Below are 15,476 nucleotides of genomic sequence, written 5' to 3' on the forward strand. Positions count from 1 at the left end.
AGGGATAATAGATATTAGACTAATACCACTTCAATTTCATGCCCTTGCCCCGCTGGAAGCGATGCAAGCAGCGAGCGCGCGATTGAAACCCGGCCCTCTGCGCCTTCATAGTGAACTGCTTCACGATTCAAGGTTACTGAACCAATCTTGTAGTCACCGTAGTCTGCATTATTCTTATTGATGTAGCTCACCTTCAACAGTACACCTGCAAATAAAGTCTCCACGGCAGCACGTCCGGATGCATCAAATTGGGAAGCAACAAGCTTCGGCTCCAGAACCAAATCTCCATAATGCCCCTTAACGCCAAAGACCTCGGTGAGCTGAGTCAGCAGCAGCCAGCTTGCAGAACCCGTCAGATACGTATACATTCCGCGGCCCTTTTCATTGATATATTCAGGCACCCCCGGATACATCCGGCTCTTCTCAAAATCACGGGACAGGGTATAGATCGAATTCAGCACCTCATAGCCTTCCTTGACAAAGCCCCGCTTATAGAGCGCATTAGCGTACATGACCGTCATATGACTGAACATGGCGCCGTTCTCCTTATGCCCGAAGGCAAAGCCGAATGCCCGCCCCAGGTTTTGCTGAATCCCGCCGAAGCGGGAATTCAGCCGGTATCCGATATTTGCATCCTTTAAATAACGGTCCACAGCTCGAACGATCCTCCCAACCTGATCATCTGTCGCAATGCCGCCCATGACAGGGAATACCTGCCCGGTCAACGTCATGCGGACCCCTTCGGGATGATCCCCTTCCACGCGTTCTCCGTCATTATTATAATAGCCGTTAAACCATTCATGGCCTTCCTGGTTATGAATCCATTCATTCCTGCGAAGATGGTCGGTAAGCCAAGCGGCTTTTCGCTTCAGGTCGGTGGCGGCTTCGCTAATATTCAAGCTGACCTTCTTGCCTGATATCGATGGTACCACACGTTCATAATACCGGTCCAGCAAGGAACGCTTCTCGGAGATACGATCATAGGACACAGCCTCGTCCGTGATCGTGTCGAATAACACCATCATCTCTTCGGCAATCTCAATGGTCTCCTGTCCGCGTGCTTGCAGTGCAAGCAGCAGCTCTGATATTTCGAGCAGATTGCTCGCATAGAAGGCCGTGAACGCTACGCTCTCGCCGCGCTTGGCCGCCATATCCAGACCGTCGTTCCAGTCCGCCCCTTCAAGCAGGATATTGCCGTGTTCGCCAACATGGAAGAAGGTCGTCATATTTTGCAGCAAAATATGCTCCAGCAAGCTTCCCTCATAGATTTGTCCGTCGCGCGTTAGCAGCTTGTTGCCCTGCTCTGGAGTCCAGCTTGCATCCCGATCCTTGCAACGCTTTACGAACAGATCGCGGAAGTAGGTCTGCGGCTGCAGCAGAAGCTCCACATCACCGCTCTGATGGATGTATAGCAGTGTTGTCAATAAAGGCCATGCCCCATGATCCATCCAGACGCGCGGGATATTGTTGCGGTCCGCGACAAATTCACCGGGCTTGCTTCCGATAATCGTTGCATTGCTGCCGTCAATACGCACCCCTGCATAGTTGTTCAGCAGGAGATCCCGCACTTCCTCCGGCTCCATCACCATCAAGGCGAGGCAATCCTGCCACAGATCCCGCCAGCCCCGGCCGCCGCGGCCATAATCGTGATATGGCAAGAAGGAATTTCCATACAATCTGCGAAGTACCGGCTGCAGTGTAACCCATTTCATCCACAGATCATGACTTTCATCCCCGGAGTTGAATGCAAGCGTGCCCAGCTTCTCCTGCCAGTAGCTCTGATTTTGCTCCAATAGGGTGTTGAACGCTTGTTCGGACAAGTAATCTGCCGCGATTCTCGAGACATCAAGACGATCGTCGGTGATCAGCATAGCCATAACGTAAGCCACTGATTGCCCCGGCTCCAGCTTCACCGTATTGAAGCGAATCGCCCCGATAGCTTCATATCCTTCCAATTGATCGCCTGCAACTGCGGTTGGCTGAGCATTGGCTACCACCGACTCCGGCCAATCGAGCGCCCCTCCCTCGCCGATAAAGCTCTCTGTTTCCGGAAATAGTCCGATAGGCGCTCTGCCGGAAGCCTCTGCCCCCAGCACGCTATAAGTCACTTTATTCACCCGGTGCCCGCGTTCATCAAAAGAAAGCGCAGGCTGCACTTCGAGACCAAACTCCGATACAAACAGCCTGTGCAGCAGGGAGGTGACATGACGATGGTCGCGCAGATCATCTGCTGAACGCCCATAGATCGGGATCGCCCCCGTGGGGATCAATGTTAGCAGCTCTGCGCCCTGGTTGGTCAGCGTGACCTTCATCAACTCCACCTTGTCTCCTGTCATCGGAACAAAGTTGATCGTCTCCGCCTTAAGTCCATTTGTACGATGCTCACGGGTTACCTTATGCCATAGAAAACCGGCTTCTACGAAGCTAGCTTCCTTTTCCTCTGCATATAGCTCGCTTTGCTGCCTAGGTGAATTCCCGCTGACAGACCAGGCTCCTTCCCCTTGGATGTACACCCAGAAATTCCGCGAGGCTTTCGAATTATGCAGATCCATGACCGATACCGGCTCGGTCAAAAAAGTATTATGGCCCGAAGTGACCTGCCCGTGCAGGTTCGGTGTGATGGCCGACATCATCCCTGCCTCATTCACTAACGGAAAATACAAGCCCGTATTCCGCTCCGGCTGCTCTAATGCAAACTCTCCTTGGTCTCCTTGAAAAAACCATGCCCGATTCTTCATAGCTAGACTCCTCTCAATCCTTTTACGAAATATTTTCGGCAATTCAATAAAATACACGCTGAATATTCTTATTTTCGAAATCGGTTTCGCTCCACTTTATTATGGCACTATTTATGGCGGCTTGTAAATACTATTTAGCAACGCAGAACTATATATTTGACGTCCATGTGATAATGATCTACACTTACATCACGAAAATATTTTCGTAAATTCTAAAATTGGTGGATGAGTTATGAATATCAAAACGATTGCCGAATTAGCCGGTGTCTCGGTCTCGACCGTATCCAAGATCCTGAACAACTATAGCGATATTTCGGATGAAACCAAGAGCAGGGTCCTCCAAATCATTCGGGATACCGGATATGTACCAACCAAATCAGCCAAGCTGCAGGAGCGTTCGTCCTCCGGATTGATCGGCGTTATTTTTGCAGGCAGACAAAATATTGACTTCAGCCACCCTTTCTTTGCAGAGGTCCTGTCCTCCTTCAAACGCCAGATCGGCTTCCTCGGGTATGACCTCCTGTTCTTGACAAATGAGAGCCCGGACTCTTCCCACGGAGATTATCTGACCCGATGCCGCCAGTATCAGATTGATGGCTGCCTGATCATATCCGGACAGGATGTAGAGCCTGCGATTGACGAGCTGGATCGGAGCGAAATTGCCTGCATGGGCATCGATCTTGAGCTGCAGGGAAAGAGATCAGGCTATATCATGTCGGATAACTATAAAATGTCTTACAAAGCGGTTGAGCATTTTTATTTGCTGGGATACCGTGAGTTTGGATACATCGGAAGCACAATGGAATCTAAAATTTCTAATCTGCGAGAAAAAGGTTACACCGATGCGCTTGAAGGCTTCGGCTTGAATGTGAATAAAAGCTGGTTCGTGAACGGAGATAGCTTCTACGAGGAGAGCGGATATCAGGCGATGAAGGCCATGATCCAAGCAGGCAGCGTGCCTCAGGCTTTATTCGCCGCTTCAGATTTACTGGCAATCGGGGCTATGCAGGCGCTGAAGGAGCATCATTACCAGATCCCGCACCATGTTGCGATCATGGGCTGCGATGATATTGAAGCGTGTAAATACACCAGCCCCAGCCTGTCCACAGTCCGGCAAAATAAGGATAAAATCGGCAAGCTGGCGGCCGCCCTGCTCTATGATTTTATACATACCGAAGCTGAGACAGGCAGTATTATAGTGGAGCCGGAAATTGTCATCCGGGAATCTTGCGGCGGGTGACTTTTTGAACACGCACTAATAGTAAAGCTTCAAACGGCTGGACAACGCGCTCAGCCTGTCCGGATCGATCGGAGACAACCCCTTTCTCCCGAAGCGGATATCTGAACCGAAATGAACCTCGGATACCTTTGTTTCTGCAATGAAGCGGTCCACCGTTTCCAACGTTAGTCCATAACCCGCCAAGATGACAAGAGAACTGCCGCAAGCTAGTTCTACCAGTTGCCGGATTTCGGAAGCTGCCTGGGGCGCAGGCAAAGGCCCGCCCGAGGTTAATACCCGGTTCACCCGGGGGTATCGCAGTAAGGTATACAGGCCTTCAGGGAGGCTGGCTAGCTCGTCAAAGGCACGGTGAAACGTAACATTCATGCCCCCTGATGCTGCCAATATCCTTGCCAAGGCAGCCTCATCGATCCTGCGATCTGCTGTTAAGGCTCCAAACACAATACCCGCCGCCCCCGCATCTTCTATTGCGCGAGCCTCTTCCTCCATCGTCCGTATATCCGCTTCACTGTACAGGAAGGAGCGGCTATGTGGCCGAACCATCACATGAACCGGAATATTGACCGACTTCACAACCTGACGCACCAAGCCTATACCCGGTGTCAGCCCGCCTTCCGTTACGGCCGTCACCAATTCCAGCCGGTCCGCCCCGTGCGCTTCAGCCACGACCGCATCCTCCGCACAGGTTGCAATAACCTCCAATATCATGCCTTGACCTCCTGTCCTGAATTCATCTTCTCATTATACTGAATCTGGTTACCCGCTTGCCACAAGTAAACCTTGAACCATTTCTTGAACTGCTCTGTACAAACGAAATAGCCGTGCAGGGATCACTCCCTGACACGGCTTCTTGTTCAACAGGCTAACCTGCTAATGTGAAAATTCCTTGGTTCATACCGACCTACAGATCGTAGTAAAGACCGAATTCGTAAGGATGGACGCGAATGCCTACTGCTCTTGCTTCGCCACGTTTCATTTCAATGAAGTTATCGATAAATGCCTTCGTGAAGACGCCGCCCTCTGTCAAGAATTCATAATCCGCTTCGAGCGCATCAAGCGCTTCATCCAGGGAGCCCGGCACACTGCGGATTTCGGCTTTCTCAGCCCGGGACAATTCATAAATGTTCTTATCATATGGACCGTAGCCTTCTTTTCTCGGGTCGATCTTCTTCTTGATCCCATCCAGGCCAGCCATCAGCATAGCGGAGAAGGCAAGGTATGGATTTGCCGTGGAGTCCGGCGTACGGAACTCGATGCGGCAGCCCTTAGGAGTTACTGCCGCAACCGGAATCCGGACTGCCGCAGAACGGTTCCCTTTGGAGAATACCAGGTTGACCGGAGCCTCATATCCGGGAACCAGGCGCTTGTAAGAGTTGGTGCTAGGGTTAGTAAAGGCAATAATCGCCGGAGCATGATGCAGAATTCCGCCGATATAATGCAGTGCGGTTTCACTCAGATTGGCATAAGCACCTTTCTCGTAGAACAATGGGATGTCCCCGTTGAAGATCGATTGGTGCACATGCATTCCGCTACCATTGTCTCCGAACAGCGGCTTAGGCATGAAGGTTGCCGTCTTGCCGAATTGAGCGGCCGTGTTATGCACGATATATTTGTAGACCAGCAGATTGTCTGCCGTTTTTAGCAATGTATCGAACCGGAAGTTAATCTCAGCCTGCCCCGCAGTTGCTACTTCGTGGTGGTGACGCTCCACGCGGATGCCTGCTTCATCAAGCAAACGACACATTTCGCTGCGGATGTCCTGCTGTTTGTCCATTGGAGCAACCGGTACATAACCGCCTTTAACAGGAATTTTGTTGCCAAGATTGCCGCCTTCCTCTGTTCGGCCCGTATTCCAGATTGCTTCCTCGGAATCGACCGAGTAGAAGGTTGTATTTATTTTGCTGTCATATCGAACGTCGTCAAAGATGAAGAATTCAGATTCCGGTGCAAAGTATGCTGCTGTACCCACTCCGCTTGCCTTGAGGTATTCTTCCGCACGAACCGCTACACTCCGCGGATCTCTCTCATATCTGTCTCCGTCCGGAGTAAAAATATCACAGAATACGTTCAATGTCGGATGTGCGGTAAATGGATCTACGAATACAGCGCCATGATCTGGCATCATGACCATATCGGATTCTTCAATTCCACGGAATCCCGGAATCGAGGAGCCGTCAAAAGCTACACCATTCACAAATGTATCCTCGTCAACCTCTTTCGCCGGAACGGTTATGTGGTGCGCGCGACCGGACAAGTCAACAAAACGAAAATCGACCCATTCAATTTGCTTTTCTTGAATTGTTTTCATTACCAACTCTAATGACATACTGTCTTCCTCCCCAAATCACGAACATTAAATCTTCACTTCCGGTTTAACGTTCATCCTTTTTTGTTTATTCTGTCGTCATTATAGAACCGGGAGAAAAAACCGTCAATAGTCATGTAAGGTATTTTTATGCGTTATGTTAGGTTTTGTAACACACAGTACAAACTTGTGCACAAAAAGTATAAAGCCCCTTGGCGGCAAAGGCCGAAGGGGCTTGAAAACATTGGTATTTTGATCAGATTTGAACGGTCTCCTTAGGCGTCTCGAAACGCTTGCCGACGATTGGCGCCAGCTTCTCAAGATCACGCAACAGACCTGCAAATTGATCCGGGAAGAGCGACTGGACACCATCCCCTGTCATGGAATTATCCGGATCGGTATGCATTTCAATGATAAGCCCATCCGCTCCTGCTGCAACAGAAGCCTTGGTCATCGGTTCAACCAATTCCCGGCGTCCCGTACCATGGCTCGGGTCAGAGATGACAGGTAGATGGCTCAAGCTTTGGAGTACCGGAATTGCCGACAGATCCAGCGTATTACGAGTGTATGTCTCAAAGGTCCGGATCCCCCGTTCACAGAGCATCACATTGGGATTCCCGCCGGCCAGAATGTACTCGGCTGCATTCAGGAATTCATCATAGGTCGCGCTGAAGCCCCGCTTGAGCAGCACCGGCTTGCCGCATTCTCCCAGCTTGCGAAGCAGATCAAAGTTCTGCATGTTGCGTGTGCCCACCTGCAGAATATCCGCATACTCGGCACAGACATCCACATACTCTGGCGTCATGACCTCGGTAATCGTCAGCAGCCCATGCTTTTTACCGGCTTCCGCCATCATTACAAGACCTTCAACTCCGATTCCTTGGAAGCTGTACGGACCTGTGCGAGGCTTGAAGGCACCTCCGCGCAATACCTGTCCGCCTGCCGCCTTAACCAGTCTTGCAATCTCATCGATCTGCTCTGGCGATTCTACGGCACAAGGACCGCCCATGACGACAAGATCCCCGCCGCCAATGCGAACATCGCCGATCTGAATAACGGTATTCTCCGGATGGAAGTCCCGGCTAGCCAGTTTATAGGATTTTGTAATTTTAATGACATTTTCAACGCCCTTCATCTGGCGCAAGTGCTCTGCCAGCTGCGGCTGAATGGATCCGATCAAGCCGATTACCGTATGATCGGTTCCTCTGGACACATGTACTTGCAGTCCCTCTTTTTCAATTACGGAAATAATCTCCTGTACGCGTTCCTCCGGTGTTTGATTCGATGTAATAACGATCATTTTGCTCATCCTCTCCATTTGACTTGGCGGCATCTATTTATGCAATTCATAACTGTTGTACTTAGACGCTTGTTCGCTTTCAAGCTTTTAATTGCTAAAGTAACTATAGCGATTTATTCCTGTTTCGTCAAGCCTAATCAGCAAAAAGAACCCGGAACAAACCGATAGGTATCGGGTTGCTCCGGGCTTCCCCTCAATGAATGACCATCGAGCGGAAATCATCCTGACTGGATTGATCCGCTTCATAGAATAGTACATCCCCGTCCATCACTGCAAATGACCGGCCATAGGGATCCTGGGTGGCTCGCAGGAATCCTTCCATCTGAGTCCATTGGTTCATCAGAGGCGCACGGATGTATTGCAAATGCGGCTGACTGCTAATTCCCTCCCGGATCGTCTCCAGATTGAAGTTCACAACGATATAACCATCCTTTAAAAAGATCGGCGAACGATCTGTCAGCCCTTGATGCGTTCTTCCATACTCTGCGGGAATAACACCTTTAGATACGGCGTATACGGCAGCAGGAAGACTGTATTCTCCATACCACTTCTGGATCGAGGCATTCGCCCTGGCAGCGTCCACACCCGCTGGAATCCCGCTCTTAGGTCCGATGAAGGTACGAATACGCTCATTCAGCTCCATCCGACTGAGACTGCCTACCTGTGTCTTTTGCATACTGTATTTGTTAATGTAGTTCTCAATATATTTCTGGCGGCTAATCCCCGAAATTTGGGCGAAGGTATAGTCATGATCATATTTGTACAAGGCAGTATCCGTAAGCTCCTGAACCGGCACATTGCGCAAGCGATCATTCAGGACGACATATCGCTGAAGCTGATCGGCTGATGAACCAACTTTCACGAAACGGTTATTTCCTGCATGATAGTAAAGATCAACAGGCTGTCTCTGCCCGCTCTTGCTGTTCACAAAATAGAAGCTGGGAGTGATGCGGATCCGGTCCTGCAGTCCAAACATATTGCCTTTGGTCTTCAGCTCAAATTTAAAGTGATACCCTGTCTTTACAGCTGCGTTGTTATAGAGCGGATGGCTGCCGGGGGCAACAGGAAGTGTGTATTTCTGTTCAAGCCCTCGGGAGGCCCCGTCAATTCCATTCATGCCGACCCAGTAGGATACTCCGGTCGGAAGCGCCGAGCCTGCATTCTGTCGAAATACGCTTTCCCAGTTATAGTCAGCGATATCCGTAATCCGGAGATCATACAGACGGCCGATGACATCGACAGCAACGCGGTCCTCCGCAATGTGGTGCGGCACGTTCAGATTAGCCTTGCTCTGGCCAGTCGCTTCGGTGGGGGCATTATGAGCGATCGTCCGCATCTCGACCTCATAGAAGCCTTCATCTACCCATACCGGAAGATAGAACACGAAGCTCTCCTTCTCCTTTTCAACCTCGATCCAAGTGTGCTTTGGAATAAATTGCTGCTGATTCGCGCCCCCATACACATCAAACGGAAAGCGGATCTGCTTGCTGCCTATGTACTTTAAATAGTTATTGTAGCCATATCCCAAATAGCTTTGATGCTGTCCGCTATTCGGCAGTGATACCGTGAAGGAGCGTTCCAGAATAAGTGCGGATCTTCCCGCTGCAGGCACAGTCTTCTGATTGTGCTCCGCATCATCAGAGATACTCGCATACATCACCACCGGGGTATGAACCGTGACGGAGTTGATCCCGTAAATCGGATAGCTCTGATCCGAGCCGCCGTTTATATTTCCGCTCATCAAACCGTAATAGATCGTTCCCGTGCTCGGCTGATTCGCCTTATTCGTTTTGCTTGTAGGTATCACATTTCCAGGACTATACAGGACGCTCTCACTAATGGCCGGAGAGATTGGAATTTGTGACGGCGTTGGGCCGGCTTGTGAGGTTTCCGAACCATTCATAATGGTGCTGCCATTGAAGGTAAGAGTATCATTCTTCACCTTAACAGGATCGACTTCCGCTTCCGCAAATGATTTTAAATCCTCGCCGGACAAATCAGGACGATCTTTTCCTCCCGACTTAGATCCAGGCGGAGCTTCTATCGAAGCAGGAGGACTTGGCGGCGTAAATTCATGTGTCTCTGAGCTTGAAAATACCGGGGGCGAATACCCGCTTGGTAATATGGTGATGCCGCCGCCATTAAAGGCATAGTTCCAGAGCTTGGCCTCATCAATTTTGTAAACCTCCAGATTCTCGATGGTCCAGAACGAATATTCTCTTTCAACTGTATGTGTTTGAGTAAGCGTCTCGGTGTCTTCCTGCGGATCAGGCACCTCTCTCTCTTTTCCATCAGGGCCGGTTTCTGTCTTCTTCGGGTCCCACGTCAAGGTGTATTCCCGACTCACTTCAATATTAAAGGTACACTTGCCGCTATACTGCGCAAATTTGTTCTTGTGGAGATAGCTCTTAGCCAGCACATTCCCATACAGGCTCTCGGTAGTAGGAATCCCATCCAAGACATTGAAACGCTCACTGCCGCGGCTATCAGCCTTTATTACTGCACTAGGATCAGGCGAGGTTAATGGCATTTCAATTGCTTGTCCGGTTGGAGTCGGGTCGGTGCATTCGCCTCCTCCAGGCGGTGGCGGATCTTCGCCTTCATAGTACAAATTGATATTATACGAACCATACTTGCCATCGTAGATAATCGACATCGGATTTCCGTAGGTATTACTTTCATTGGAAGGATCACCGTCTATCTTCTTTTTGTAGTACTTGTATTTAAATTTGGCAGTATCGGGTGCTGGAGGAAAGGTGTAAGGCTCATTTATCTCCAGCTTCAATTCGTAGTCTTTGAAGCCATCAATCCCATCCAGAGAGACATTATTTGTGCTAAAGTGCTTAACGATCGCTTTCCCACCCAGCGGCTCAAGCTCGGCCTTGAATAGAATGGGGAAGTAGTACCTCAATCCCACAACTCCTTTTGCTAACCCTGTGGTATCTAAACGCTCAGGATTTTTACCCGATGTGGGAATAATAAAGCTCTCGTTGATAACTATAGATGCCGTATCCGTTCCAAGGCCCTTCTTGCTCTTCGTATCAACACTGAGGACTGTTGCAAACATTGGATAATAATAATCCCATGTTTCGCCAAATCTCGCCCTTTCAAACATGGCCTTTGCCCACTCAAGTGTTTCACCTGGAACCTCTAAGGTATTGAAAGTCAAGGCTTCAATCGATTTGATTTTCCTGCCGGGATAAATGAACTGGTATTCCCAATCATAGTGTGCTTCCGGATAGATGGTTCCTGGTCTAACTACATCGCCCAAATACGGATCTGCAATATACTGCCCCGCTGAGTTGGTCCAGGTATCTACACGTCCTAATCCAACAGAGTAGATGACATTTTCGTTTTGTCCACTCTTTGAAGGCTGTAATACGACCGGCCCCTGTACCCCTGCCGCTGCTTCGAGTGTGCCAGTGCCTTCTGCAAAGAGTACAAGCCATAGCATCCCTAGCAGAGTACAAAGAAAGTGTCTCTTTTGCTTGAAAAACAAATCATCACTCCATCCTTACAGAGTTATAGAAAGTTACTTGAACGGGTTAGAAAACAACCTAATACTATCGTCCGGATAACTTGTTACTTGAAAAAGTAAGTAGTCTGCATCTTTAATACTGTAGTTCCTCCAGTCCTTCCCATACTTATAATGATTATCCGGCGAACTTACTATTGGAAATTGGCCTATATAAGTGCCATCCCCTTGATCGACGACATAAGCATCCCGTCTTCGAATATCGCCATTTCCTTGAAGAAAAAAGATGGTTAGCTTATTTGCTCCTTTGAATCTCACGCGAATTCCATCATTCTCCCCATCCGTTACCATCCACATATCCATAATGGTGAGCTTTGTCAGTTGAACAGGCATTGTATCTCCATCAACAATTCTTGCAAAGTCAAGATCATTACCATCAGATTGCGACATATATTCGTACCCTTCGTAGTAATGCCGGTAAGGTTTGATATCCTCAAGCTCTGTGACTTCTGTAATATGCGGAATCTCCTGACTCCCGATCCAGACCCAATTTCCCACACCATCCCATTTCACCGTTTCACCCAGATTTTCACTTACAAAACGCAGCGGAACATAAGTACGTCCTTTTACAGCTTTAGCAGCTGTATCCATCGTAATCACTCGTCCATCGACGACAGCTTCCTTGCTGCCGATTGTGAGTACAATCGATTTTCCTTCCCTAGTGTACTTCACCTTTTTCCCAGCCTCATCGTAATCCACCTCAGCCCCTAGAGCTTCACCTACTCCGCGCAAGGGAACCTGAACCCTACCCTTTTCCGAAACAGGATCACCCCCTTGAAATTTGACTTTCCTACCATCCACAAGCACAGCAAGTTTGGGGCTGCCCACAATATTTTTGTCAAACTCTTTAACGGCAGCCGAAACTGTTTCTACACCAGGCAACAACAAAGCAGCAACTAAAAGAGATACAACCATTTTTTTCACAACAATCACTTGTCCTTCCATTTGAGAGTTACCTCTTTCTAGGTTTTGTAATCAATAAAATGAGAGCATATTCCATTCACAGCAAAAATCTTGCATTAGAAAAATACATTGATGTCCTCTTGCATATTCCTACGCCTTACGTATGTACGCCCCATCAGAGCCTTACCAAACCTACACCATCACTCCATCACTTCTCCTCCTCGCAATTAATCATTTTGCACCCTGTACCTCATTGATATAAAAAAGCACACCTCTATCATTCACTTGCGCGAACATAAGGGTGTGCTTCACCTATTCCATTATATACCATATAAGTAAAACTCGTAAACTATTTCAACTATTTATTATTATCTGCCGACAAACTCCTGTGCCCAGTAGCCATTATAGTATCCAACACCGATAAGTGTAAAGTTGGCGCTCAAAATATTAGCACGGTGGCCTTCACTATTCATCCAGGCATTGACAACCTCCGCCGGTGTCTTCTGTCCCATGGCAATGTTCTCGCCTGCATATCTATAGCTGATACCGAACGACTTCATCATTTCAAACGGAGAACCGTAGGTTGGTGATGTGTGGCTAAAATAGTTATTATCGTTCATATCCTTGGCCTTCACTAAAGCCATGTTGTTCAATGCCGAATCCCCCGTGAGCGGCTGCAATCCTTGTTTGGCGCGCTCCTGATTCACAAGCTTAATGACCTCTGAAGCAAACTGCGATTTATCGGCAGCAGTCAATCCAGAGTTATCTTGGTTCGTTGTGCCTGAGTTATCGGAATTCCCTAAATTTCCGGAGTTTCCGGTGTTTCCTGAGTTACTAGAGTTATTAGTATTACCAGTGTTACCCGAGTTATCTGTATTACCAGTATTACCGGAGTCTCCTAAATTCCAGTTCCACCATTTGCTAAATCCTTCCAGATCAGATTGAAGCTTTAGGGAATCATAAGGGATAGACTGCTTCTCCCCATTGCTGCCCCACACGATGGACGGATTAGCATTCTTCGACCACGTTATGGAATAACAAGCGGTTGACTGATTCTCATTCGATCTGTTGGACGTGTCTTTATAATCCGGTGCCGCTGAAGCTGGCAGGACAAGACTAGCCGTCAGAATGGCAGACAAACCGCCAGTAAGCAAGTATTTCTTCATTCCTGTTGTTCTCATCATGTCATCTCCTTGAAAGTGCTGATTAGTTACAAATCTGTAACTTTTCTTCTTTCCTAGTATAACATGACCGGATAGAGAAACAAGCCCCTTAAATTCTGGAAAAAGAAAGCCGACCTGTAAGACGGACAGGACGGCTTAAAATGAATAGTTTACGAATCGCGGTGTTGAATTATCCCTTCACTGCACCTGCGGTCATACCATGTATCATATACCGAATCAGGATGAAGTACAAAATAACGATCGGTACAGCTATAAAAACAGATCCTGCTGCAAATCTTGAAAATTCAGTCTCACCGAGATTCATCAGACCTACCGCTACGGTATAGAGGTCCTTTTCCTTCAATAATAGCTTTGGCAATATAAAATCGCTCCATGGGAACGTAAAGCTTGTAAGTGCGGTATATACGATCATCGGCTGGGACAAAGGCAGATTGATTTTTAAGAAGATCTGTAAATTCGTCGCCCCGTCAATTCTAGCTGCTTCATCAATGGAGTAAGGTACGGTATCAAAAAAACCTTTTTGGGTTAAATAGCCCATCGGTGCGCTGGAGCTGTAAATGAGAATGACACCCCATAAATTATTTATGAGTCCGAATTGGGTCATGATAATATATACAGCGATCATTCCCATAAAAGAGGGAAACATCCCAAGGATCAGCGTTCCTTTCATGATTTTCTTCCGGCTCTTAAATTGAAATCTGGACATCGTATATGCCGTCAATATAACAAGAAAAGTACCAATCAAGCTGCTGAACACCGCAATCTGCAATGTATTCATAAACCACTGAGGATAATTATACATAGCGGTATCCGTAAATAAGGTTTTAAAGGTATCCAGACTATAACCGCTGGGAAAAAAGCCCTTGTAGGTATAGATGGATCCCGATTTACTAAAAGACGCCAAAATTAACCATAGACAAGGAAAGAGGAAAATCAATGAAACTACAATTAGTGCGGTATGAGTAATAACGGAATCTGCCACACGAAGAAAGTTGTATTTTTTCATCGGTAGATATCCTCCTCTTTATAAGATGGCGATTTAACGTAGACAAGCAGTGAGATCATAGAGGTAATAAGGAAGATGACCAAGCTGATTGCCGCGCCTATATTGTAGTAGTTGTTATTAATGGATAGATTATAAAGCCAGTTAATTAACAAGTCCGTATCACTTGCCAAGAAATATCCATCCATATATAACCCGCCACGGAGGAAGAAGAAGATGCCGAAATTATTGAAATTTCCAATAAACTGACCGATGATTACCGGCGTTGTGGAGAACAAAACAAAAGGGAATACGATTTTTGTGAATTGCTTCCACCGTTTCGCACCGTCAATCTTAGCCGCCTCTAACTGGTCAACATCAACGTTAGTTAGTATACCCGTGGCCAACAGCATAATAGAAGGCACCGTGATCCATGCGTTTACCAGTAAGCCAATAAGCCTTGCCATCCATTTAGCATCGATATCCAAAAACCCGATGGCCCTATATCCCATGTCCATAATGATTTGGTTAATAGGTCCGCCATAAGAAAACATAAAGCGAAAACCAAGCAGGGTTATAAATCCGGGAACAGCGTAGGCCAAGATAGGAAATGCCCTCCATATAATTGTTCCTCGTACACACTTCTTATTAAGAAGCAGGGCAAGCCCAAGACCTGCAAAATAATTTAGAAATGTAGAGCTTACCGCCCAAAGCAGGTTCCAGTTAAGTATCTTTCCAAAGGTTGGCGCAAATTTTGAGAGGGTTGCAATCTGAATAAAATTTTTGAAGCCCACCCAATCGACCAGTTTTGGAGGAACAATATTACCGCCATAATTAGTAAATGCAACGGCAATCATAAATACAATAGGCAGTATGCTGAATATAGATACACCGATAACGGGCAGAAACAGAGCTGTCTTGTAAAACTTTTCATCCAGCAGCTTTTTCACATCTTCCAGAAAGGTTCTTGGCTTCCCTCCCTTTTCCACGAGAATTTGGGTTTCATAGGCATCTCGGATGTTTGAAAGGTAGAGGCTAATAAATAGCATGATTGCTGCTATGAAAAGAATCCCCATAAGCAGCATTACAACGGAGTTATCTCCTTCAATGCCAAACCAGGCATCCTTTTCCTTGGTTCCTAAGGTGAAAAAACCTGCCAAGTCAGAAAAACCGCGAAGAGCAGCATAGAGAACTCCACAGGCAAGTATGGCAAGGTATAACAGACCCTTTCCAATTTGACCATACATCAACTGTCCCAGACCCATTAGACATATACTGGCTATAACATT

Annotated in this window: 10 protein-coding genes; 1 reads left to right on the forward strand and 9 read right to left on the reverse strand. The window is 47.6% G+C overall.

The features are described 5' to 3' along the window. Nucleotides 1-14: 14 nt before the first annotated feature. Nucleotides 15-2,738, reverse strand: coding sequence for a GH36-type glycosyl hydrolase domain-containing protein (locus KI362_RS11820; RefSeq protein ID WP_301627388.1), 2,724 nt, complete (start codon nt 2,736-2,738; stop codon nt 15-17). Between the two features lie 232 nt (nt 2,739-2,970). Between KI362_RS11820 and KI362_RS11825 the strand changes: the two genes are divergently transcribed. Next, nucleotides 2,971-3,978, forward strand: a complete 1,008-nt coding sequence (locus KI362_RS11825; RefSeq protein ID WP_301627389.1) for a LacI family DNA-binding transcriptional regulator — start codon at nt 2,971-2,973, stop codon at nt 3,976-3,978. Nucleotides 3,979-3,993: 15 nt separating this feature from the next. On the opposite strand, the gene KI362_RS11830 is transcribed toward KI362_RS11825, so the two are convergent. The 8 genes from KI362_RS11830 to KI362_RS11865 form a co-directional block, all read right to left on the reverse strand. Beyond that, the gene (locus KI362_RS11830) at nt 3,994-4,686 is read right to left on the reverse strand and encodes a copper homeostasis protein CutC (protein ID WP_301627390.1); all 693 of its coding nucleotides are present in this window, start codon (nt 4,684-4,686) and stop codon (nt 3,994-3,996) included. Nucleotides 4,687-4,879: 193 nt separating this feature from the next. Further along, nucleotides 4,880-6,304 carry a type I glutamate--ammonia ligase gene (gene glnA / locus KI362_RS11835; protein ID WP_044477660.1) on the reverse strand — a complete coding sequence of 475 codons (1,425 nt, stop codon included), beginning with the start codon at nt 6,302-6,304 and terminating at the stop codon, nt 4,880-4,882. 235 nt (nt 6,305-6,539) lie between these two features. Then, entirely contained in the window at nt 6,540-7,583 is a 1,044-nt protein-coding gene (aroF, locus tag KI362_RS11840; protein ID WP_044477659.1) for a 3-deoxy-7-phosphoheptulonate synthase, read from the reverse strand. Between the two features lie 193 nt (nt 7,584-7,776). Next, nucleotides 7,777-11,037, reverse strand: a complete 3,261-nt coding sequence (locus KI362_RS11845) for a DUF5704 domain-containing protein (RefSeq protein ID WP_301627391.1) — start codon at nt 11,035-11,037, stop codon at nt 7,777-7,779. A 78-nt stretch (nt 11,038-11,115) separates the two neighbouring features. Beyond that, nucleotides 11,116-12,063, reverse strand: coding sequence for a copper amine oxidase N-terminal domain-containing protein (locus KI362_RS11850; protein WP_301627392.1), 948 nt, complete (start codon nt 12,061-12,063; stop codon nt 11,116-11,118). A gap of 326 nt (nt 12,064-12,389) precedes the next feature. Continuing rightward, nucleotides 12,390-13,205, reverse strand: a complete 816-nt coding sequence (locus KI362_RS11855; RefSeq protein ID WP_374705656.1) for a CAP domain-containing protein — start codon at nt 13,203-13,205, stop codon at nt 12,390-12,392. Between the two features lie 169 nt (nt 13,206-13,374). Next, nucleotides 13,375-14,211 (reverse strand): sugar ABC transporter permease, encoded by an 837-nt coding sequence (locus KI362_RS11860; RefSeq protein WP_044477656.1) that lies wholly within the window; start codon nt 14,209-14,211, stop codon nt 13,375-13,377. Then, the gene (locus KI362_RS11865) at nt 14,208-15,452 is read right to left on the reverse strand and encodes a carbohydrate ABC transporter permease (protein WP_301627394.1); all 1,245 of its coding nucleotides are present in this window, start codon (nt 15,450-15,452) and stop codon (nt 14,208-14,210) included. The genes KI362_RS11860 and KI362_RS11865 overlap by 4 nt, the downstream gene beginning before the upstream one ends. Nucleotides 15,453-15,476: the final 24 nt, after the last annotated feature.

The organism is Paenibacillus apis, from assembly GCF_018333295.1.
In the GTDB taxonomy this organism is placed as follows: Bacteria; Bacillota; Bacilli; order Paenibacillales; family Paenibacillaceae; genus Fontibacillus; species Fontibacillus antibioticophila.

Coding starts and splice junctions, on each gene's coding strand:
- KI362_RS11820 (WP_301627388.1), bottom strand. CDS start 2,738: ATGAAGAATCGGGCATGGTTTTTTCAAGGAGACCAAGGAGAGTTTGCA.
- KI362_RS11825 (WP_301627389.1), top strand. CDS start 2,971: ATGAATATCAAAACGATTGCCGAATTAGCCGGTGTCTCGGTCTCGACC.
- KI362_RS11830 (WP_301627390.1), bottom strand. CDS start 4,686: ATGATATTGGAGGTTATTGCAACCTGTGCGGAGGATGCGGTCGTGGCT.
- glnA (WP_044477660.1), bottom strand. CDS start 6,304: ATGTCATTAGAGTTGGTAATGAAAACAATTCAAGAAAAGCAAATTGAA.
- aroF (WP_044477659.1), bottom strand. CDS start 7,583: ATGATCGTTATTACATCGAATCAAACACCGGAGGAACGCGTACAGGAG.
- KI362_RS11845 (WP_301627391.1), bottom strand. CDS start 11,037: ATGCTATGGCTTGTACTCTTTGCAGAAGGCACTGGCACACTCGAAGCA.
- KI362_RS11850 (WP_301627392.1), bottom strand. CDS start 12,063: ATGGAAGGACAAGTGATTGTTGTGAAAAAAATGGTTGTATCTCTTTTA.
- KI362_RS11855 (WP_374705656.1), bottom strand. CDS start 13,205: ATGATGAGAACAACAGGAATGAAGAAATACTTGCTTACTGGCGGTTTG.
- KI362_RS11860 (WP_044477656.1), bottom strand. CDS start 14,211: ATGAAAAAATACAACTTTCTTCGTGTGGCAGATTCCGTTATTACTCAT.
- KI362_RS11865 (WP_301627394.1), bottom strand. CDS start 15,452: ATGGGTCTGGGACAGTTGATGTATGGTCAAATTGGAAAGGGTCTGTTA.